This is a genomic window from Desulfobaculum xiamenense (assembly GCF_011927665.1).
In the GTDB taxonomy this organism is placed as follows: Bacteria; Desulfobacterota; Desulfovibrionia; order Desulfovibrionales; family Desulfovibrionaceae; genus Desulfobaculum; species Desulfobaculum xiamenense.
Window position 1 is genome coordinate 260,624 of the sequence record NZ_JAATJA010000002.1, and the last position, 19,400, is coordinate 280,023.

19 protein-coding genes are annotated in these 19,400 nt (G+C 63.4%); 2 read left to right on the plus strand and 17 right to left on the minus strand.

Going from position 1 to position 19,400, the window contains the following annotated elements; genetic code table 11:
• Nucleotide 1: 1 nt before the first annotated feature.
• From atpE to GGQ74_RS09105, 11 genes are all read right to left on the minus strand, one after another.
• A complete protein-coding gene (gene atpE / locus GGQ74_RS09055; protein WP_167941243.1) occupies nt 2-316 on the minus strand; it encodes an ATP synthase F0 subunit C in 315 nt (104 codons plus the stop codon).
• An 81-nt stretch (nt 317-397) separates the two neighbouring features.
• Nucleotides 398-1,090: a F0F1 ATP synthase subunit A gene (gene atpB / locus GGQ74_RS09060; protein ID WP_167941244.1), complete on the minus strand. Its 693-nt coding sequence runs from the start codon at nt 1,088-1,090 to the stop codon at nt 398-400.
• A 5-nt stretch (nt 1,091-1,095) separates the two neighbouring features.
• Nucleotides 1,096-1,527 (minus strand): ATP synthase subunit I, encoded by a 432-nt coding sequence (locus tag GGQ74_RS09065; RefSeq protein ID WP_245168223.1) that lies wholly within the window; start codon nt 1,525-1,527, stop codon nt 1,096-1,098.
• On the minus strand, nt 1,496-1,819 hold the full coding sequence (locus tag GGQ74_RS09070; protein ID WP_342448606.1) for an AtpZ/AtpI family protein: 324 nt from the start codon (nt 1,817-1,819) through the stop codon (nt 1,496-1,498). The genes GGQ74_RS09065 and GGQ74_RS09070 overlap by 32 nt, the downstream gene beginning before the upstream one ends.
• A gap of 402 nt (nt 1,820-2,221) precedes the next feature.
• Complete coding sequence (gene hydF / locus GGQ74_RS09075; protein WP_167941245.1) at nt 2,222-3,427, minus strand: [FeFe] hydrogenase H-cluster maturation GTPase HydF; 1,206 nt, start codon at nt 3,425-3,427, stop codon at nt 2,222-2,224.
• On the minus strand, nt 3,420-4,424 hold the full coding sequence (hydE, locus tag GGQ74_RS09080; RefSeq protein WP_342448607.1) for a [FeFe] hydrogenase H-cluster radical SAM maturase HydE: 1,005 nt from the start codon (nt 4,422-4,424) through the stop codon (nt 3,420-3,422). The genes hydF and hydE overlap by 8 nt, the downstream gene beginning before the upstream one ends.
• Nucleotides 4,421-5,017, minus strand: a complete 597-nt coding sequence (locus GGQ74_RS09085) for a hypothetical protein (RefSeq protein WP_167941246.1) — start codon at nt 5,015-5,017, stop codon at nt 4,421-4,423. Before GGQ74_RS09085 ends, hydE begins: the two co-directional genes overlap by 4 nt.
• Before the next feature lie 578 nt (nt 5,018-5,595).
• Entirely contained in the window at nt 5,596-7,008 is a 1,413-nt protein-coding gene (hydG, locus tag GGQ74_RS09090; RefSeq protein WP_167941247.1) for a [FeFe] hydrogenase H-cluster radical SAM maturase HydG, read from the minus strand.
• Between the two features lie 15 nt (nt 7,009-7,023).
• Nucleotides 7,024-7,266, minus strand: coding sequence for a TM1266 family iron-only hydrogenase system putative regulator (locus GGQ74_RS09095; protein ID WP_167941248.1), 243 nt, complete (start codon nt 7,264-7,266; stop codon nt 7,024-7,026).
• Nucleotides 7,267-7,740: 474 nt separating this feature from the next.
• On the minus strand, nt 7,741-8,082 hold the full coding sequence (locus GGQ74_RS09100; RefSeq protein ID WP_167941249.1) for an iron hydrogenase small subunit: 342 nt from the start codon (nt 8,080-8,082) through the stop codon (nt 7,741-7,743).
• A 10-nt stretch (nt 8,083-8,092) separates the two neighbouring features.
• Nucleotides 8,093-9,334, minus strand: a complete 1,242-nt coding sequence (locus tag GGQ74_RS09105; RefSeq protein ID WP_245168259.1) for a [FeFe] hydrogenase, group A — start codon at nt 9,332-9,334, stop codon at nt 8,093-8,095.
• A gap of 802 nt (nt 9,335-10,136) precedes the next feature.
• On the opposite strand from GGQ74_RS09105, the gene GGQ74_RS09110 reads away from it, so the two are divergent.
• Nucleotides 10,137-10,823 carry a TVP38/TMEM64 family protein gene (locus tag GGQ74_RS09110; protein ID WP_342448608.1) on the plus strand — a complete coding sequence of 229 codons (687 nt, stop codon included), beginning with the start codon at nt 10,137-10,139 and terminating at the stop codon, nt 10,821-10,823.
• A gap of 23 nt (nt 10,824-10,846) precedes the next feature.
• A complete protein-coding gene (locus GGQ74_RS09115) occupies nt 10,847-12,313 on the plus strand; it encodes a dihydrolipoyl dehydrogenase family protein (RefSeq protein ID WP_167941251.1) in 1,467 nt (488 codons plus the stop codon).
• Nucleotides 12,314-12,665: 352 nt separating this feature from the next.
• Here the strand turns inward: GGQ74_RS09115 and cydB are convergent, their stop codons facing one another.
• The 6 genes from cydB to GGQ74_RS09145 form a co-directional block, all read right to left on the minus strand.
• Nucleotides 12,666-13,691 (minus strand): cytochrome d ubiquinol oxidase subunit II, encoded by a 1,026-nt coding sequence (gene cydB / locus GGQ74_RS09120; protein WP_167941252.1) that lies wholly within the window; start codon nt 13,689-13,691, stop codon nt 12,666-12,668.
• Nucleotides 13,692-13,746: 55 nt separating this feature from the next.
• The gene (locus GGQ74_RS09125; protein WP_167941253.1) at nt 13,747-15,045 is read right to left on the minus strand and encodes a cytochrome ubiquinol oxidase subunit I; all 1,299 of its coding nucleotides are present in this window, start codon (nt 15,043-15,045) and stop codon (nt 13,747-13,749) included.
• 93 nt (nt 15,046-15,138) lie between these two features.
• Nucleotides 15,139-16,344, minus strand: a complete 1,206-nt coding sequence (locus GGQ74_RS09130; protein WP_167941254.1) for an FprA family A-type flavoprotein — start codon at nt 16,342-16,344, stop codon at nt 15,139-15,141.
• Nucleotides 16,345-16,512: 168 nt separating this feature from the next.
• Entirely contained in the window at nt 16,513-16,671 is a 159-nt protein-coding gene (rd, locus tag GGQ74_RS09135; protein ID WP_167941255.1) for a rubredoxin, read from the minus strand.
• A gap of 39 nt (nt 16,672-16,710) precedes the next feature.
• Nucleotides 16,711-17,085, minus strand: a complete 375-nt coding sequence (locus GGQ74_RS09140) for a desulfoferrodoxin (protein WP_167941256.1) — start codon at nt 17,083-17,085, stop codon at nt 16,711-16,713.
• Nucleotides 17,086-17,382: 297 nt separating this feature from the next.
• Nucleotides 17,383-19,398: a methyl-accepting chemotaxis protein gene (locus GGQ74_RS09145; protein WP_167941257.1), complete on the minus strand. Its 2,016-nt coding sequence runs from the start codon at nt 19,396-19,398 to the stop codon at nt 17,383-17,385.
• Between the last annotated feature and the right edge of the window lie 2 nt (nt 19,399-19,400).

Consider the following 19,400-nt stretch of genomic DNA (forward strand, 5'->3'; position numbering starts at 1 on the left):
CCTAAGCGAAAGGCTTAACGAAGAGGAGGATCAGGTTCACAACCAGGGCGTAAATGGCCAGGGACTCAACGAAGGCCAGGCCCAGAATCAGGGTAACGGTGATCTTGCCGGAAGCCTCGGGGTTGCGGGCGGTGCCTTCGCAAGCGGCCTTCAGGCCCATGCCCTGACCAAGACCGCAGCCAGCAGCGGCGATAGCCATGCCGATGGCGGAAGCCCAGACGGAAGCGGTGGCCACTTCGGCGTCAGCGGCGAAAGCGACGGAAGCAACGGCAACCAGAGCAACGGTGTTCAGAACGGTCAGAAGAGCTTTACGCATTGAGAAAAACCTCCAGATAGTTAGTATAAAATCGGTCAAATGACCGTTTCCCCCAGTTGGGACGTTCGTGATCCCTTAGGATCAATGCGCGTGTTCCAGAGAACCCTTCAGGTAGATCATGCCGAGCATGAAGAAGATGAAGGCCTGGATGAACTTCGCGAGCACGAACAGGAAGTACATGGGCAGCGTGCCGAGCAGCGGAGCCAGGGAGAACATCAGGATAAGAACGATTTCCTCACCCTTGATGTTGCCGAAAAGTCGCAGAGTCAGCGAAAGCGGACGGGACAGATGGCTCACGAACTCGATGATCATCATCAGCGGCGCCAGGGCCGGAATGGGGCCCATGAAGTGCTTGATGTAGCCGAACTTCCAACGCGTGATGCCGATCCAGTTGTAGTAGAGGAACAGGAACAGCGCCATGGCGGCGTTGGTGTTGACGTTGGCGGTCGGTGCGTCGAAGCCCGGAACGAGACCCACCCAGTTCAGGGGCAGGATGAACAGGAACAGCACGCACAGAACGGGGAAGACCTTGCGGCCGTCCTCGCCGACGTTGGTGACGACAAAGTCTTCGAGACCACCGATGATGATTTCGAAGAGATTCTGAAGCTTGCCCGGAACCATCTTCAGGTTGCGGCTGACGATGAAAGCCGTGATGAAGAGCAACAGCATGACGGTCCACGTCAGGCTGATGTGAACCGGGACATGGATTCCCATGGCGTCAAGCGCGTTGGGAATCAGAAGAACCGGATGCGGTAAACCACCACCAGCTGCCATTTTCCTTACGCCTCCTTCGCGTTTTTCCCTATCACCTGGGCGGCGCCCCAGATGAGAATCGTGACCACTGCCGTGGAAAGACCTGCCAGCAATGCGCCGACGACCGCGTTTCCCCATGCGATCAATGCAAGCAGTGCAAGCCCGGTCAAGAGAAGACGCCCGTAAAAGCCGAGGAGCAGACGGCTGATGGCGCCCTCACGTTTATGCACCAGATGTTGTGCGAAACGTGCAAGGGAAGAGAAATTGAACGTGATGAGCAGCGCTCCTGCCGCGAAATCGAAAAGCCAAGGCATCATCCAGCCAAGGCCTGCGGCTGCGATACACGATGCGGCGGCGAGATACAGCTGGTTGCGAACGAGGATTCGTACATCCCGCAGGGTGTAGCCCATCCGGTACAGCCGTGCCTCAACCGTTTCGTTTATCGTCTTCATTCTCATCTTTCGTGTCCTTCCCGTTCATCATTCGCATCGCCTGCTCGTACACGTTTTTGAATCCGGCGGCAATGCCGATGAACAGGAAGATCAAAAGGAACCACGGGTTCGTGCCGAGCCATTTGTCGAGGTAGTACCCCATGGCCAGCCCGACGAACGTGGATGCCACCATGTGCATGCCGATGGTGCCCACGTCCCCCATGAGATCGAGAAGAGGCCGTTCATTCTTCTTCCGATTGCCAAAGAACATGATCGCAGCCCCCTTGTTGTGGCGGCCTGCTTTCGTGCAAACATTCACAAACAGCAGGCTCCTATCACGACCAAGCCGAGCAAGTCAACGGATAATCGTTGCATTTTCCGGGACATGCCCTCTGCATTACCCCTTCTGCACACGCATCGACACTGCTCCTGCGGGTGCGTGCGTCCGGGCCGCGCGGTGCGTGGTCCGGGATGCGGGGATGAAGCAGCGCGCGGATGCTACTCGCGAACGTCCCGTTACGCCAGAGAAAATGTGCGGCGGTCAGGATTTTCGTCCAGTGTATGCCCCTGCGAGGCCCCTGCGCAATGTTCCGCACGTTCGAGGCTTCGGCCCTTTGCGGTGTGCGCGTGACGGGGCGTGGTCCTCAAGGGCGACGCCCCGTCATGTGGAAGGCTCGGGCCGCCGCTGATTCCGGATGGACACGACGCCTCGGCCCTACGCTCACTCCATGCCAAGCGGCCGGATGATGCGCGCCAGCACGCCCTGAAGCTTTGAGATGGCCACGCCGTAGTTGGTGACCGGAACCCCGCGCCGCTGGCACTCGCGGATGCGGCGCAGCATTTCGCGGCGGTTCAGCATGCACGCGCCGCAGTGGATGCACAGGGCGAAGCGTTCGAGATCCTCGGGGAAGTCGTGCCCGGCGTAGATTTCGAAATGCAGGTCCTTGCCGGTGTAGCGCTTCATCCATGCCGGAATCTTCACCCTGCCGATGTCGTCGTCCATGGCGTGGTGCGAGCAGGCTTCGGCCACGAGCACCGTGTCGCCGTCCTTGAGCGCGTCGATGGCCTGCGCCCCGGCCACCAGCGAGGCGAGGTCGCCCTTGTAGCGGGCGAAGAGGGTGGAGAACGTCGTGAGCGGCACGGATTCGGGCACGGTGGCCGCCACGGCGTCCACCACCTGCGAGTCCGTGATCACCAGCGCCGGGGCGTCTTTCATGTTATCGAGGGAGGCCGCGAGGTCGTGCTCCTTGACCACGATGCCCGTGGCGTCGGCGTCGAGGATGTCGCGCAGCACCTGCACCTGCGGCAGGATGAGGCGGCCCTTGGGCGCGGAGAGGTCGATGGGCACCACGCAGGTCACCCACTGGCCGGGAGTGACGAGGTCAGCGCACAGCATCGGCTCCTCGCGCATTTCGGCGGGGATGGCGTCGATGAGCGCAGTCTTGAGCGCGTCCACGCCAAGGCCCTCGCGAGCGCTGACTTCGACGGCCGTCAGGCCGTTTTGCGCGCACCATGCCGCGTCGGCCTCGGAAGGTCCGCGCAGGTCGCGCTTGTTGAAGGCCACGACGCAGGGGATGTCCAGTTCGCGGATGCGGCTGGCGATGTCGCGCTCGGCGTTGGTGATGCCCTCGCTACCGACCACGATGACCGCAACGTCGGCGCGCCAGAGCACCTTGCGCGTCGCCTCGATGCGCAGCGTGCCCAGCTCGCCCTCGTCGTCGAGACCGGCCGTGTCGTAGAAGGTCACCGGGCCGAAGGGCAGAAGCTCGTAGTGCTTGGCGACGGGGTCCGTGGTGGTGCCCGGATGTTCGGAAACGATGGCGATGTCCTGCCCGCACAGGGCGTTGATCAGGGACGACTTGCCAGCGTTTCTGCGTCCTGCGAGGGCGATGACCAGCCGGACGCCGCGGGGGGCCGTATCAGACATTGGTGTTCCTCCGTGGGGAAAAGCCTTGCGAGGCCGAGGGCACAAGCCCCAGCTCGCGGATCATGGTCTTGACCTCGTCTGCGAAGGCGAGTGCGTCCGAGGCGAAGGTGTTCTTGCCGGGATAGATGTTGTAGGCGGCGCGCACGTCCTGCGGTGTGAGCGAGGGCATGATGACGTTGCAGCCACGCATGAGGCCCGTGCGTCGCGCTCCCGGTTCCAGAGCGTCGAGGGCGCTGGTGGCCGGGATGTTGGCCTGCGGATTCATGACGCGCAGGAGCGCCGCCGCGCGGTAGTTCACGTCGAGGTCGCCGTGGGGCGCGTCGGCAAACGGCGTCTGCGGGTGCGGCACGAAAGGCCCCACGGCAAGCATGTCCAGCCCGAGGGCGCTCAAGCGCTCGATGTCGCGGGCGAGGATCTCCTCCGTCATGCCCGGAAGCCCCGTAATGACGCCCGAGCCGACCTCGTAGCCGAGTCCCTTCAGTTCTTCAATGCGCCGGAGTCTGTCGGCGAGGTTCTCGCCCGGACGGCAGCGGGCGTAGAGCGTCTCGTCCGTGGTTTCCAGCTTGATGAGGTACCGGTCCGCTCCGCAGTCCCTCCAGAGGGCGAATTCGTCGCGCGTGCGGTCGCCGAGGGACAGGGTCACGGCGATGTGGAAGCGCTCCTTGATCTCGCGCACAAGGGAGCCGATGTCCTCGGCGCTGTAGCTGAAGTCATCTCCGGATTGCAGCACGAGGGTGCCGAAGCCCACGGCGGGCAAAAGCGCCGCCGCGTCGAGTATCTGCTCGCGGTCGAGGCGGTAGCGCGTGGCGTGGGCGTTGGGCGCACGCAGGCCGCAGTAGTTGCAGCGGCGGCAGCAGTGGTTCGAGAATTCCACGATGCCGCGCAGGAAGATGTCGTCGCCGAACACGTCGTGCCGCGTGGCGTTTGCGCGGGCGTAGAGACCGGCGTCGTCCGCGCCGGAGAGAAGGTCGAGAATTTCGGAAACGTTCATGCTCATGCGGAAATGTCCTCGCGAGTGGCGGGGGCTGACTCGTCCATGGCCCGCAGGCATTCGGACACGATGCGCAGTGCGGCGCGTTCGTCGGCCGTGGCGTGTGGCGGAATGTTTCCGGAGCGCAGCCAGGCGCTCAGGCGCTCCACGTCGGCGTGGACGTGGAACCAGAAGCCTTCCGGCGCGGGGATGGGCGAGCGGGCGTAGTGCCCGAAATGGATGTCGTCGTCGATGATGAGAGCCGGAAACAGGCCGGGGCGCGCGGTTTCGTACAGGCGGACGCGGCCGGGATGCCGCCGTGCGAGGCCATGCAGAAACTCCCGCGAACGGGCGACGTGTTCCGCCATGGCCTCTGGCGTCCAGCCCTCGCGAAGCGCATCGAGGAAGTCGCGCATGGCCCGTCCTTCCGTCTCCGGGCGGATGCTCACCACGTCGAGTCCGCCGAAGTCCGGATGCGATAGCGCCGTTTCAAGGGCTGCCGCGTGCGTCGGTGAGTCCGCGAAGTTTCCGTAGATGGCGGCATGCAGCACGATGCGCCGCCGCGCGGCCGCCAGAGCGGCCGGGATGTCGAGTGATGCGATTCCGGTGACGGCAATCATGGAGCGTCCTTTCAGGGCGATGGCTGGCCTCCCCGTGGCCGGGCCGTATCGTTCATTGCCACATGCAAGCCGTAGGCTCCGCCAGTCAAGGGGCCGCTGGCCCCCTGGACCCCCGATATGCGACGGGCCGTCTGCCTGTGGCAGCCCGTGCGGCTTATCGGAACGACGCCCTAGTGGGGATTGTCAAGGGAATCATTCCCTTGACCGGGTCCGGGCAGAGCCCGGCCGCCGGAGGCATTGCCCCGCGCAGCGGTCTTTCCCGTGGCTGGGCCGTATCGTTCATTGCCACATGCAAGCCGTAGGCGCCGCCAGCCAAGGGGCCGCTGGCCCCCTGGACCCCCGATATGCGACGGGCCGTCTGCCTGTGGCAGGCCGTGCGGCTTATCGGAACGAAGCCCTAGTGAGGATTGTCAAGGGAATCATTCCCTTGACCGGGTCCGGGCAGAGCCCGGCCGCCGGAGGCCATGCCCCGCAGAGCGTACGGGTGCCGTGGCTGGGGCAAAGCCCCGGCCGCCGGAGGCCATGTTTTCGCATGGTCCGTTGGCCGGGGCGCATGATCCGGGGTAGTCGAAGCGGGCCTAGAAGTACAGGTCGCGCTCGCCGCTGTCGATACGCTTGATGCGTTCGCTGACGAGGTCGCGGCGCTTCTCGTCGGCCATTCCGGCGACCTCGTTTTCGAGCAGGATGCGACCGGCCTCGCGGGTCTCGGGGGAGGCGTAGTCGTTGAGGTACTCGTTGAAGGTCATGAGGGCGTTGGGATGGCAGTAGGTCTGGATGAAGCCCTTCTTGGCCAGTTCCATGAAGTGCTCGCCAGTACGGCCGAGGCGGTAGCAGGCTGTGCACCACGAGGGCAGGTAGCCCTGCTGCACCACGTCGCGGATGACCTCGTCGAGGGAGCGGCTGTCGCCCACGCAGAACTGCTGGACGTCGGGGCGGTCGTATTCGGGGTCGGTGTACGCGCCGGGGTAGGTGCGTGAACCGGCGGAAATCTGCGACACGCCGACCTTGATTAGCTCGCTGCGGAACTCGGCGTTCTCGCGGGTGGTGAGGATGAGGCCGGTGTAGGGCACGGCCAGTCGCAGGATGGCGACCACCTTCTTGAAGTCGTGCAGGCTGATCGGGTAGGGCGGATTGTAGGACATCTCGGAGCCCAGCGCGGGTTCGAGGCGCGGGAAGGAGATGGTGTGCGGGCCCACGCCGAACATCTTTTCGAGCTCCTCGGCGTGCTGGAGCAGGCCGAGCATGTCGAAGCGGTAGTCGTACAGGCCGAAGAGCGCGCCCATGGCCACGTCGTCGATGCCCGCCTTCTGCGCGCGGTGCAGGGAGTTGAGGCGCCACAGGTAGTTGGTCTTGCGGCCGGAGAGGTGGACCTTCTCGTAGGTCTTGCGGTGGTAGGTCTCCTGGAAGCACTGGTAGGTGCCGATACCGGTGTCCTTGAGGGCTCGGTAGCCGTCCACGTCGAGCGGGGCACAGTTGACGTTGACGCGGCGGATCTCGCCGGACTTCTCGGAGACGGTGTCGTAGACCACCTGCATGGTGTGGGCGATCCACTTGGCGTCGAGGGTGGGGTGCTCGCCGTAGACGAGCAGCAGGCGCTTCTGGCCCAGATCCTCAAGCACGCGCACTTCGCTGGAGAGTTCCTCGTCGGTGAGGGTGCGGCGGTCGAGGTCGGAGTTGTCGGCCTTGAATCCGCAGTAGGCACAGCGGTTCATGCACTCGTTGGTGACGTAGAGGGGGGCGAAGAGCACGAGGCGGTTGCCGTAGATGCCCTTCTTCACCTCGCGGGCGGTGGAGAAGATTTCCTCGTCGAGTTCGAGGTCCTTGTTCTGGAGAAGCACTGCGGTGTCGAACTGGGTCAGGCCCTTGCGCTCGCGGGCCTTGGCCAGCGTCTCGCGCACGAGGGACGGGTCCGGGTTCTCGGTGCGTTCGATGGTGCTCCAGATTGCAGATTCGTCGATGAAGTCTCTTGCGTCGGTGGTGTCGATTTTCATGGCTCCGCCTCCCTTCTATACAAGCATGGATTTGACTTTGACATTGTCGAGCTGGCCGAGTCGTCCGGTCATTGCGCCGACCTGATCGGTCGACGCCTCGATGATGAGCGAAATGACGTTCACACCCCGTTCCTTGTAGGGAAGCCCCATGCGGCCGACGATGATGTCAGCGTACTCGGACAGGATGTCGTTGACTGCGGCCGCCGCAGCGCATCTGTTCTGGATGAAGATGCCGATGACGCCGATGCGTTTTTCCATAGCGTAGGTCTCCGTGGCCGTTTCGGGCAAGCCTTGCGCAGTGTCGGCGGGAGCTGTCCGCGCCGACGGCGCTGTTGCGGTTGCGATGTTTCGAACGGCTCTGCGAAGAGGGGAGGGAGGCGGGGGAGCCTTGGGCGATGGTGGTGCGGGCGTTCCCGCGTGTCGCCGATGACTCGCGCGTGGCCACCCTCTGGTTCAGACGTGAGTCCTCCCCGCAGGTCGTATTGCGCATATCGGTAACACGATTTTTCGTTTCGTGTGTCTGTAGCCCCTACACATGTTTTGGCGGGGATGTCAACGGGTAATTTTATGAAAGCCGTATGATATCAGCGTGTTACGTGAATGCGCAAAGGAGATGAGCCGTCCGGGCGCGAACCCGGCGGAGGATGGCGTGGGGGAGGGAGGGGCGCGAAGGGCGACGCCCTCTGGTTCAGACCGGTAGGTCCTTCCCGCAGGCTGCCCGTTGCGTAAGCGCTAGAACTTGAGTTCCACGCCCTTGTCCTTCAGAGCCTGCACCTTGGCGGCGCGGTCGAAGTAGTGGGTGTGGAGCAGGTGATGCGACTTGTGACCGCAGGGACCCTCGCTCAGGAAACCGTCCTTGGCGTAGAGCGACATGACGGTGGGGTTCTCCTGGGACTTGCGCATCTTATAGATGTTGGCGTCCGCATTGTAGACGGAGGCCTGGCGCAGGCCGATGAATTCCATGGCTGCGGCTGCGGCCTCGCGGGTCAGGTTCACGCCGAGGACGGCGTAACCGCACGCGATGCCAGCGGCCTTGATGAAACCACGACGGGTCAGCTTGGCGACGTTTTGCATGGTTTCCTCCTTAGGCGAGCTTGCGCGCATGGAAGCGCTTGTTGACCTTGGCGATCATGCTCCGGAACAGGGAAGCCTGGACGTCGGGGTCCAGAGGCTGTCCGCCGCCGTTCACACAGCCGCCGGGGCAGGTCATGATCTCGATGAAGTGGTAGGGGGACTTGCCCGCACGCACTTCGTCGCACAGCTTGGCAGCATTTTCGAGGCCGGAAGCCACAGCCACCTTCACGGTGCCAAAGCCGGGGACGTCGATGTCCGCGGTATTGATACCTTCGTGGGTGCGCACGACCTTGATGTCGGGGTTGGCGAGCTTCTGGCCGGAGAGCACCTCGTAGGCCAGACGCAGAGCCGCTTCCATGACGCCGCCGCTGGCGCAGAAGATGGTCGCCGCGCCGGTGGACATGCCGAGGGCCGGGTCAGGCTCGATCTCGGGCAGGGTCGCCCAGTCGATGCCGGCCTTCTTGATCATGTATGCCAGTTCGCGGGTATTGATGGTGGCGTCGATGTCGCGGAAGCCGCTGGAGTTCAGCTCGGGGCGCAGACCTTCGTACTTCTTGGCCACGCAGGGCATGATGGAGACGGTGTAGACCTTCTTGGGGTCAACGCCGGTCTGCTCCGCACCGTAGGTCTTGGCCATGGGGCCGATCATGCCGATGGGCGACCGGCAGGTGGACAGGTGCGGGAGAAGGTCGGGGTAGAACGTCTCGCAGAACTTGATCCAGCCGGGGCAGCACGAGGTGAACTGCGGAAGCGGCATGTCGCCGGTCTTCACGCGGTTGATCAGCTCGGTACCTTCTTCGAGGATGGTGACGTCGGCGGTCCACTCGGTGTCCCACACGAAATCGACGCCCATCTTCTTGAGGGCTGCGTGCATCTTGCCGCTGACGAACTTGCCGGTGGGCTCGCCGAAGCATTCGCCAAGGGCGTAGCGCACGGCGGGGGCGGGCATGGTCACGACGACGGTGTTGGGATCTTTGAGCTTCTCGAAGATCTCATCGACGAAGGACACGTTCTCGTAGATGGCACCGAAGGGGCAGTTGGCCAGACACTGGCCGCAGTTCATGCAGGCAGCGGGATCGACGACCATGTGGACGCCGTCTGCGTTTTCCTGAATGGCTCCGGTGGGGCAGTAGCTTTCGCATTCGCCGCAGTTTTCACACTTTTCGGGGTCCACCTGCACGAAGAACAGCTCGTCCGGCTCGACGCCGTGAGGGGCGTTCATCATGTAGCGGATGGACTCCATCTCCTGCATCTTGCCCGCGCCTACGGGGGCGATGCCGGAGAGGTCGACCGGCTCGACAGGCGGCTTTTGTGCCTTACAACCTGACATGGCGATCCTCCTTCCGTTGTTTGTGCGGGCTTGCACCCGCGTTGTTCAACACCTCCAATGAAACCTGCGTGATGGATACAATTTTTTATTCGATCTTACAATAGGAATATCAAAACGAAATTGTTGTCACGAACGGTATGTAGGGCGTTGTACGCGGAAGGAACGGTGAAATGCGGAAATTTGGATGGGACGGCTGTCCCCTACACGAATGGTGGGGGAAAATGCAATATGCAATACTAATTACTGCGCATGCATATGCACCCGAGCGCACGTGCGGACCCCCGCCGGCCTCCGGGCGTATCGCCCGGAGGCCGCAGAGGGTCGCCGGATGGAAATTGTGCCCGAGGGCAGGGGAATTTCCGAACCCCGTGGGAGATAGGCATCAGTTGCCCCGTGTGGGACGGGACTGGCGGATGGATGGGTTCAGTACGGAGGTGTCGATGTGCACGGAACCCGAAAGCAAAACGTATCCTGCCGCATGCCATGGGCCGAGTCAACACAATATACCGAATGTCGTGCATCTGACGTGTCACGTAAACGACAAAAATGCTACCGTGGTTCGGGCGTCATCTGTGCGTCGTCGTGCAGGGGTGGCGTGCGCCGCATGTGGCGCGGTTCCGGCAGAGCGTGGCTGTGGCGGGCTCGCTGGTCAGCCGTGACGCTTTGGGGCATACTTTCGAAAACGCACGTTCCGCATGATGCGGGTGCTATACGGGAGATTCGCGTGAACGCACGGAAAGTCGCATTGCTCATCATTATCGCCGCGCTGGTTGCGGCGTACTTCGCGCTGGACCTCGGGCGCTTTCTGACCCTCGAATCCGTCAAGGCGCAGCAGGCGGCCTTCGCCGCGCTCTACGCCGAGCATACGGTGGGCGTCGTGGCCGCATATTTCATTGTTTACGTTGTACTGGTGGCGCTGTCCGTACCCGGGGCCACGGTCATGTCGCTCCTTGGCGGCGGGCTGTTCGGCTTCTGGATGGGGCTGGTCATTATTTCCTTCGCCAGCACCATCGGGGCGACGCTGGCCACGGCCGTGGCCCGGTTCATCCTGCGCGACTGGGTGCAGGGGCGCTTCGGGGATCGGCTTGCCGCAGTGAACCGGGGTGTGGAGCGCGAAGGCGCGTTCTACCTTTTCACCATGCGGCTCATTCCCGCCTTTCCCTTTTTCGCCATCAACCTCGCCATGGGGCTGACGCGCATGCCGCTGTCCACCTACTACTGGGTATCGCAGGTCGGGATGCTTCCCGGGACCATGGTCTACGTCAACGCCGGGCGCGAGCTGGCGGGCATCGAATCCCTTTCGGGCATCCTGTCGCCCTCGCTTGTCGCGTCCTTCGCCGCGCTCGGGCTGTTCCCGCTCGTGGCGCGTCGCGTCATCGTATTCGTCCGGGCGCGGCGCGGCTTGTCCTGACATCTCCAACGCTGGAGGGGGGCATGGCTTCGTACGATTTCGACATGGGCATCATCGGCGGCGGAGCGGCCGGGCTTACCGTGGCGGCGGGCAGTGGCCAGCTTGGCGCACGGACCCTGCTTGTCGAGCGCGAGCCGTCCCTTGGCGGCGACTGTCTGCATTACGGCTGCGTGCCGAGCAAGGCGCTCATTGCCTCGGCCTCGCTCTATCATCGCATGGGTCACCCCGAGCGTCTCGGCCTTCCTCCCGTGGATCTGCCGCCCGTGGACTTTGTCCGAATCGCCGCTCGCATCCGCGAGGTGCAGGCCGTCATCCAGCGGCACGACTCCGTGGAGCGTTTCTGCGGCCTCGGCGTGCGCGTCGAGTTCGGCGAGGCCCATTTCATTGATGATCATGTCGTGGATGTCGGCGGGCGGCGATTCTCCGCTCGGTCATGGCTGGTGGCCACCGGCTCGTCGGCAGCGCCGCCGCCGTTTCCCGGCGCGGACGTGGTTCCCTTCCTCACCAACCGCGAGATTTTTTTCCTCGATGCGCTCCCCGCGAGCATGATCGTTCTCGGTGGCGGACCCATCGCCTGCGAGCTGGCGCAGGCCTTCTGTCGCCTCGGCTCCAACGTGCGCATCGTGCAGCGCAGTCCGCAGCTCCTCTCGCGCGAGGATGCCGACATGGCCGACATCGTGCGCAGTACGCTTATTTCGGAGGGCGTTGAGTGCCACCTTGGCGTCACCGTGCGCGAGGTGCGCCGCGTTGGCGCTGGCGTCGAGGTCACCATTGTCGATGCGCAGGGACGCGAACAGCCCCTTGCCGCCGATGCGCTCTTTGTCGCCCTTGGGCGTTCGGCCAATGTTGAAGGCCTCGGCCTCGACCACGCTGGTGTCACGCACGACCGCCGAGGCGTGCCCGTCGATTCGCGCATGCGCACCAGTCAGCCGCACATCTACGCCGCTGGCGACGTGACCGGGCATCACCAGTTCACCCACGCCGCCGGATACGAGGGCGGCATCGTGGTTTCCAACGCCATCTTTCGCATTCCCCGCCGCGCCGACTACGCACACCTGCCGTGGTGCACCTACACCCGCCCCGAATTCGCGAGCATCGGCCTGAACGAGAAACGTGCCGCGGCGCAGGGGCTGGACGTGGAGGTCATCATCGAGGATTTCGCCACCAATGACCGTGCCATCGCCGAGGACGAGGCCCTTGGGCGCATCAAGCTGCTTCTGCACCGTGGGCGTCCGGTGGGCGTGCAGATCGTTGGGCCGTCGGCAGGTGATCTCATCGCCGAGTGGGTCGCCATCCAGAACGGCGGCGTGCGCCTGTCCACCCTCGCCGGGGCCGTGCACCCGTATCCGACTTTCGCCGAGATCAACAAGCGCGTCGCTGGGAGCTACCTCGGCCCGCGCATCTTCTCCGACAAGGTCCGCCGTACGCTCAAGCTCTTCTTTAACTACAAGGGCAACGCCTGCACCCTCGGCAAGGCCGTGGACGAGTAGAGCCGTCGCAGTGGTGGACCGTATCGTTCATTGACGGGTGCAAGACGTAGGCTCCGCCGGCCAAGGGGCCGCTGGCCCCTTGGAACCCCGATATGCGATGGCCGTGGGTGCCCTCGGCGCACCGTGCGGCTTTTTGCGACGAAGCCCTAGTGAGGATTGTCAAGGAAATCATTTCCTTGACTGGGGTCCGGGGCAAAGCCCCGGCCGCCGGAGGCCCTGCCCCGCGCAGCGGCGGGGCGTGAACGATACGACAGGCCATGCGCCCACGAACGGAAAACGGCCCGACCAGTGCTGGTCGGGCCGTTTTTGCGTGTTTGAGTTTTCCACACCCATGATTCGATGGGACATGCGCCTAGTAGGCTTCCTCGTAGTCGAGGTCGTCCTTGGTGATCTTGTGGGAGAAGGTCTTGAACACCCACAGTTGGTAGAGGATGACCACCGGGACCATGACGAGGGCCACGGTGAGCATGATCTTGAGCGTGAGCGGGGAGGACGCGGAGTTCTGGATGGTCATGCTCCATGCGTCGTTGAGGCTGGAGGGCAGCAGCCGGGGGTACATGCCCACCACGCCGAAGAGCGTGGTGCCTGCGATGCCGGTGGCCGAGGCTGCGAAGGCCCGCCACAGGTGCCCATGGCCGAGGGCGGGGCGGATGGCGATCATGCCGGCAACAGCGCCGATCAGGATGACCAGCAACAGCGGGTTCTGGATGTAGTTGGCGAGGAGCTTCGTCTCCACTGCGGTGTAGACCACGAAGGTGACGGCCCAGAGCATGAGCACGGGCCAGGCCTTGGTGGCGAGGGAGACCGCGCGGTCATGCAGTTCGCCGTGGGACTTGATGCCGAGCCAGATGGCCCCGTGCAGCACGAACATGATGACGAAGAGCACTCCGCCCGCCAGTCCGTAGGGATTGAGGAGCTGGAGCAGGCCTTCCTGATTCACGCCATTCGCGTCGATGGGGATGCCGCGAAAGATGTTGGCGAAGGCCACACCGAGCAGCAGGGCCGGGGCGAAGCTGCCAACGACGTGGCAGACGTCCCAGATGGAGCGCCACGCCGCGCTGTCCACCTTGGAGCGGAACTCGAAGGAGACGCCGCGCAGGATGAGCGCGAACAGCAGGAGGAACAGCGCCGAGTACATGGCGGAGAACAGCGTGGCGTAGGCGGCGGGGAATGCCGCGAAGGTCACGCCGCCCGCGGTGACGAGCCACACCTCGTTGCCGTCCCAGAACGGACCTGCCGCGTTGTAGATGGTGCGGCGGTCGGTCTCGTTGCGGCTGATGAAGGGCATGATGGTGCCCATGCCGAGATCGAAGCCGTCGAGGATGAAATAGACGGCCCACAGGATGCCCCAGAGCAGAAACCATGTCGTCTCTAACATGCCGGTACCTCGTCGGGTATGAAGTTCTTGGAGACCCGTTTCATGCCGCTACGACCTATTGCGGGCCCTTGCGGGCGTACTTGAACAGCAGGAAGATGTCCGCCGCGCCAAGCAGCAGGTACATGCCCGTCAGCGCAGCGAGGGAGAAGCCGACCTGCTGCGCCGTGATGGGCGACACGGCATCCGAGGTGCGCATCAGGTTGTAGACGATCCATGGCTGACGGCCGACCTCCGCCACGATCCATCCTGCCTGGTGGGCGAGGTAGGGCAGCGGGATGCACCACACCAGCGCCTTGAGCAGCAGCGGGTAGTCCTCCAGTCGGTTGCGGACCAGCCACGCCAGCGCCGAGAGCGCGATGAACAGGCTGCCGAGGCCGACCATGGCGCGGAAGGCGAGGAAGGTGATGGTGACGGGCGGGCGGTCCTCCTTGGGGAAGTCCTTGAGGCCCTTCACCGTGGCCGAGGGATCGTTGTAGGCGAGGATGGAGAGCAGTCCCGGAATGGGGAACATCTCCACGAGGTTCTCCTCGTTGGCTTCGTCCGGAATCTGGAACAGGTACATGGGGGCGTTGTCCGTGGTCTCCCAGTGGGCTTCCATGGCCGCGAGCTTTGCGGGCTGGAGCAGCGCCACCTCGTTGCCGTGGATGTGGCCCTCGAAGGCGGTGAACACGGAGAAGATGAGCGCCGCGTACATGCCGAAGGCAAAAGACTTGCGGAAGAACTCCGGGTGGGACTTGCGCAGCAGGTGCCACGCAGAGATGCCCATGATGAAGAAGCCCGCCACGATGAGCGCTCCGGGGATGACGTGGAAGAACTGCATCCAGCCGAAGGGGTTGGTGACGACGTCCATGAAGTCGGCCAGTTCGGCCCGTCCGCCGCGCAGCGTGTAGCCCACGGGGTTCTGCATGAAGCCGTTGGCGAGCAGAATCCACAGGCCCGAGAGGTTGGAGGCGATGGCCACCAGCCAGATGGCCATGAGGTGCAGCTTGGGCGAGATGCGATCCCAGCCGAAGACCCACACCGCGATGAACGTGGATTCGAGGAAGAAGGCCACGGTGGCCTCGATGGCCAGAAGCGAGCCGAAGATGTCACCGACGTAGGTCGAATAGCGCGACCAGTTGGTGCCGAATTGGAATTCGAGGGTGATGCCGGTCACCACGCCGAGGGCGAAGTTGATGAGGAACAGCTTGCCCCAGAATTTCGCCATGCGCTTGTAGATGTCGTTGCCGGTGGAGACGTATCTGGTCTCCATGAGGGCGACGAGGATGGACAGCCCCAGCGTGAGCGGTACGAAAATGAAGTGGAACATGGTCGCCGCCGCGAATTGCAGCCGCGAGAGGAACAGTGCGTCCATGGTGCGCCCCCCTTGTTAGCGGGTTGTCCCGATCCGTTCGTCGAGGCTCCGGACGCGGGCCGTCGCGTCCGGAGCCGTCTTTACGTGCTGGGCCTAGGCCCCGATCTTCGCCTTGAGCGCCTTGCCCACGGCGCGGCCGAGTTCCACGCACTCGTCGAGGGATGCCCGGTCCGGGACGTGCTTCGTCTTGACCGGGTCGATCATCTCGAAGCTCATGGATTCGAGCCATTCGGTGATGGTCTTCACGCATTCGCCGCTCCAGCCGAAGGAGCCGAAGGCCGCGCCGATCTTGTTCTGCGGGCGCAGGCCCTTCATGTAGGTCAGCATGTCGGCCACGAGGGGCAGGATGCCGTTGTTGTGCGTGGGCGAGCCCACGAGCACCGCTCCGGCCTGGAAGACTTCGGTCATGACCTCGGAGTGGTGGTAGCTCTTGAGGTGCATGATCCGTACGGACACGCCCTCGTCCAGCAGGCCGTCGGCAATGGCCTTGGCCATCTTTTCGGTGGAGTGCCACATGGTGTCGTAGACGATGACCGCGCGGTTGGCGGGCTTCTGCTCGGCGAACTCGCGGTAGGTGTCGAGGGCGAAGTTCACGTCCTCGGTTCCGCGGAAGATCACGCCGTGGTCTGGGGCGATCATGTCGATGTCGAGCTTGAGGTCCGCCACGCCGTCGAGTGTCTTCTCCACCACGGGGGAGTAGGGCACCACGATGTTGGCGTAGTACTCCATCATCCGGCGCTTGAGGAACCCGCGCTCCAGTTCGTCCGCGAAGCGCTCGGATGCGGCCACGTTCTGGCCGAAGGCGTCGTTGGAGATGAGTAGCTTGTCCTCGGGGATGTAGGAGAGCATGGAGTCGGGCCAGTGCAGCATGCGGGTTTCCACGAACTGCACGGTGCGCTTGCCGAGGGAGATGGACGAACCGGACTTCATGGCCTCAATGGGCCAGCCCTGCGGGTGGAAATGGGCCTCGATGGCGCGCTGGCCCATGGGCGAACAGAAAATCTTCTCGGGCTTGGCGCGTTCCACCAGTTCGGCCAGCAGGCCGCCGTGGTCCGGTTCGAGATGGTTGGCGACGATGTAGTCGATGTCCTCGATGTTGACCACCTGCGAGAGGATGTCGAGGAACTCGTCCCGAAATTCAGCCTTCACGGTGTCGAACAGGGTGATCTTCTCGTCCTTGACGAGATAGGCGTTGTAGGTGGTGCCGAAGCGCGCAACGGAATAGCCGTGGAAGTCGATGCCGTTCCAGTCGATGCAGCCGACCCAGAAAACGTCCTTCTTGATTTCTACCGGTCTCATGTCCTTCCTTTCCGATCTGTCGTGTTCAGTTTCGTGTCAACCGCCCGGCGGGCGGGGGTGTGCCGTTTGGCCGAATCCGGCCTTGCGCGGAGTGCGGGACGTGTCGCGCCGCACCCCGAGCAAGGCCGCCGCGCGTCCGATGAGGCCGAACGCGCGGTGGCCGGGGTGCTACATCTTCTCGAAGTCCGCCTTGGACGCGCCGCAGACCGGGCAGGTCCAGTCGGCGGGCAGATCCTCGAAGGCGGTGCCGGGTGCGACGCCGCTGTCCGGGTCGCCCTCGGCGGGATCATACACATAGCCACACAGGGAACAGACGTATTTGCTCATGATTTCTCCGTCATTGGCGGTCAGTTTTGCCGAAAGCCCCTAGGCTTTCCACAGGCCGTGCAGGTTGCAGTATTCGCGCGCGCTGACCTTGTCCGCCTTTACGCAGAAGGTCGCCACGGGAGCATCGCCGGGCTTCAGGAACTGGCGGTAGGCCTTGCCGTCGGCCACCAGCTCGATCCACTCGATCCAATGCTTCTCCTCCATGGGATGGGCCACGCTGCCCACACTCACCTTGTAGCCGTCAGCGGTCTTCTCGATGACCGGAACGTGCTTTTCCTTGGCGGCGTCCACGGTGTTCTCCTTGAAGAGCTTCATGGGTTCGCCGCAGCAGACCAGCTCGCCCGCGCCGCCGTGGACGACTTCGACAATGTTGCCGCATGCGTTGCATTTGTAGATCTCAAGAACCTCGGGCATGTCGTCCTCCTGTTGTATTACGGAAGGTTGTTCGTGATTTGTTATTAGGAACCATTATCGTTTAGGTTCGGGTTTGGCAAGCCCCGGCGAAAAGTTTTTCCTGGTTTCCGGATACATGCCCCCTGTAGGCTCTGAAAGCATATCGGGGTCCACCATTTTCTATATCCTCAATGTGAACGGTGGGCAATCCCGCGTGGAAATGCACGCGCTACGCGGATTCCTGATCAGGTCGCAAAGTAAAAGGGGGGAGTGCGAAGCAACTCCCCCCTGCATGATGATGCTTGTCGCGTTCGTTGGCTATTCCCGGAACTTGTCCACAAGCCGGTTCAGCCTCTCGGCCATTCCGGCCACGTCGCGAATGGATGAATTGGCCTGCGTGATGCGCTGTGAGATGTCCTGCGACAGCTGGTTTATGGTGGAGAGGTTAAGGTTGATCTCCTCGCTGGTGGACGATTGCTGATCCGCAGCCGTGGCAATGGAGCGCACCATGTCCGCGATGGATTCGGAGCGCGACACGATGTTGGTGAGCACGTTACCCGCGTTTTCGGCCAGTTCCTCGGTATGGTGGGCGCGCTCGCGGGTGTGGTTCATTTCCGCGACGGCCTCCTGCGCGCTGTGCTGGATGGCCCGGATGGCGTGGTGGACCTCCTGCGTGGCCGTCATGGTCTTTTCGGCCAGCTTGCGAACCTCGTCGGCGACGACGGCGAAGCCGCGTCCCGCATCGCCAGCGCGTGCTGCCTCGATGGCGGCGTTGAGGGCCAGCAGGTTCGTCTGGTCAGCGATGTCGTTGATGACGGACATGACCTGTCCGATATTCTCTGCCTTTTCGGACAGATCGCCGAGTGTCTTGGCCAGCCCGAGGGTGGTTTCGGCCATCTGGCGGGTTTCCTGCACAGTGTTGCCGACCTCGTTGCCGCCATCCTTGGCCACGTCGCGCGCGGTGTTGGACGCGTCCGACGCCGTTCCAGCGTTCTTGGCGACCTCCAGCACGGTGGCGTTCATCTCCTCCATGGCGGCGGCGACCTGACTGGTCTGCCCGGCCGTTTCCTCCATGCCCCGCGTCAGTTCCTCCATCTGGCGAGTGAGGTCCGCCGCCGCGTCGGACAGCGAGGTGGACACGGACGTGACCTGATCGGCCACCTGCAACAGGTTCTCGCGCTGTGCGCGGATGCGGGCCTTGTCCTCCTCCTGCTTGGTGAGGTCGATCATCATGGCGATGGCTCCGACCGCCGCGCCCGTGGCGTCGCGCAGGGCGGAAATCTCGTAGCGCACGGAGACTGGCTCGCCGTCCGCACGCATCACGCTCGTCTCGCCGTTGCGGCTTGCGCCATCGGCGATCAGTCGGCGTACGGCGTCGCCCCGCAGGGCCTCGCAACCGTCGAACAGTTGCGGGAAGCTCTGCCGCGTGGCACCGGACCGGTCGATGCCGAGGATGTTTAGCATGGGATCGTTGATGTAGGTCACGCGCTCCCTCTCGTCCGTGACGACGAGGGGGATGATGATGCCTTCGAGGATTCCCCGGTTGTACTGCAACTGATTCTGGACCGTGCGGACCATCTCACGCAGATTCTCGGACAGGACGGCCAACTCGTCCTCGCCGCAGGTGTCGAATTCGGCTTCGTAGTCGCCCTTGCGGATGCGGTCGCTGATGTCGGCGATGCACGAGACCTTGTTCAGGATCATGCGCTTGAGGAATCCCAGAAGCGCCAGCAGCAGGAAAATCGCACCGGCTATGGAGATGCCGAAGCTCATGCGTTCCGAGGCGTGCAGGTCCGCGAACTGGGCGCTGACGTCCTGCACAAGGACCATCGCACCGAGGATGGGCTGTGACGCGCCGTGGCAGTGGTGGCAGCTCTTCTCGTTGGGAATGGAATTGACCGCCACGAAGCAGGGCTTGCCGTCCACTGTCGCCAGTACCCCGGAATGCGTCTCGCTGCCGAGGCTTGCCGCAAGCAGTCCGCCGAGTTCCGGTTCCGGGCGGAGTTCATCAAGATTCCTGCGCAGCGTCTCGGGAATGGTGGAATAGGTCACGTTGCCGCGGAAGTTGGTCAGGAATACCGAAACGTCCGGGAAATTCTCCGCCACCTTGCGCAACTGTCGCTCTGTGCCCTCGTTGTCGCCGACACTCATAGGCTCTTCAATGGCCGAAAGCAGCGTGGCGGAGATGCGCGTCGCGGACTGGTTGATGATGTCGGTGGTGGTCTGGCGATGCCACAGGGAGTTCGTGGCCGCGAGGATGCCGAAGGTCAGGATGGTGATGCAGGAGATGGGGACGAGGATCTTCAATCGTAGGGATCTGCTGTAGAAACTCATGG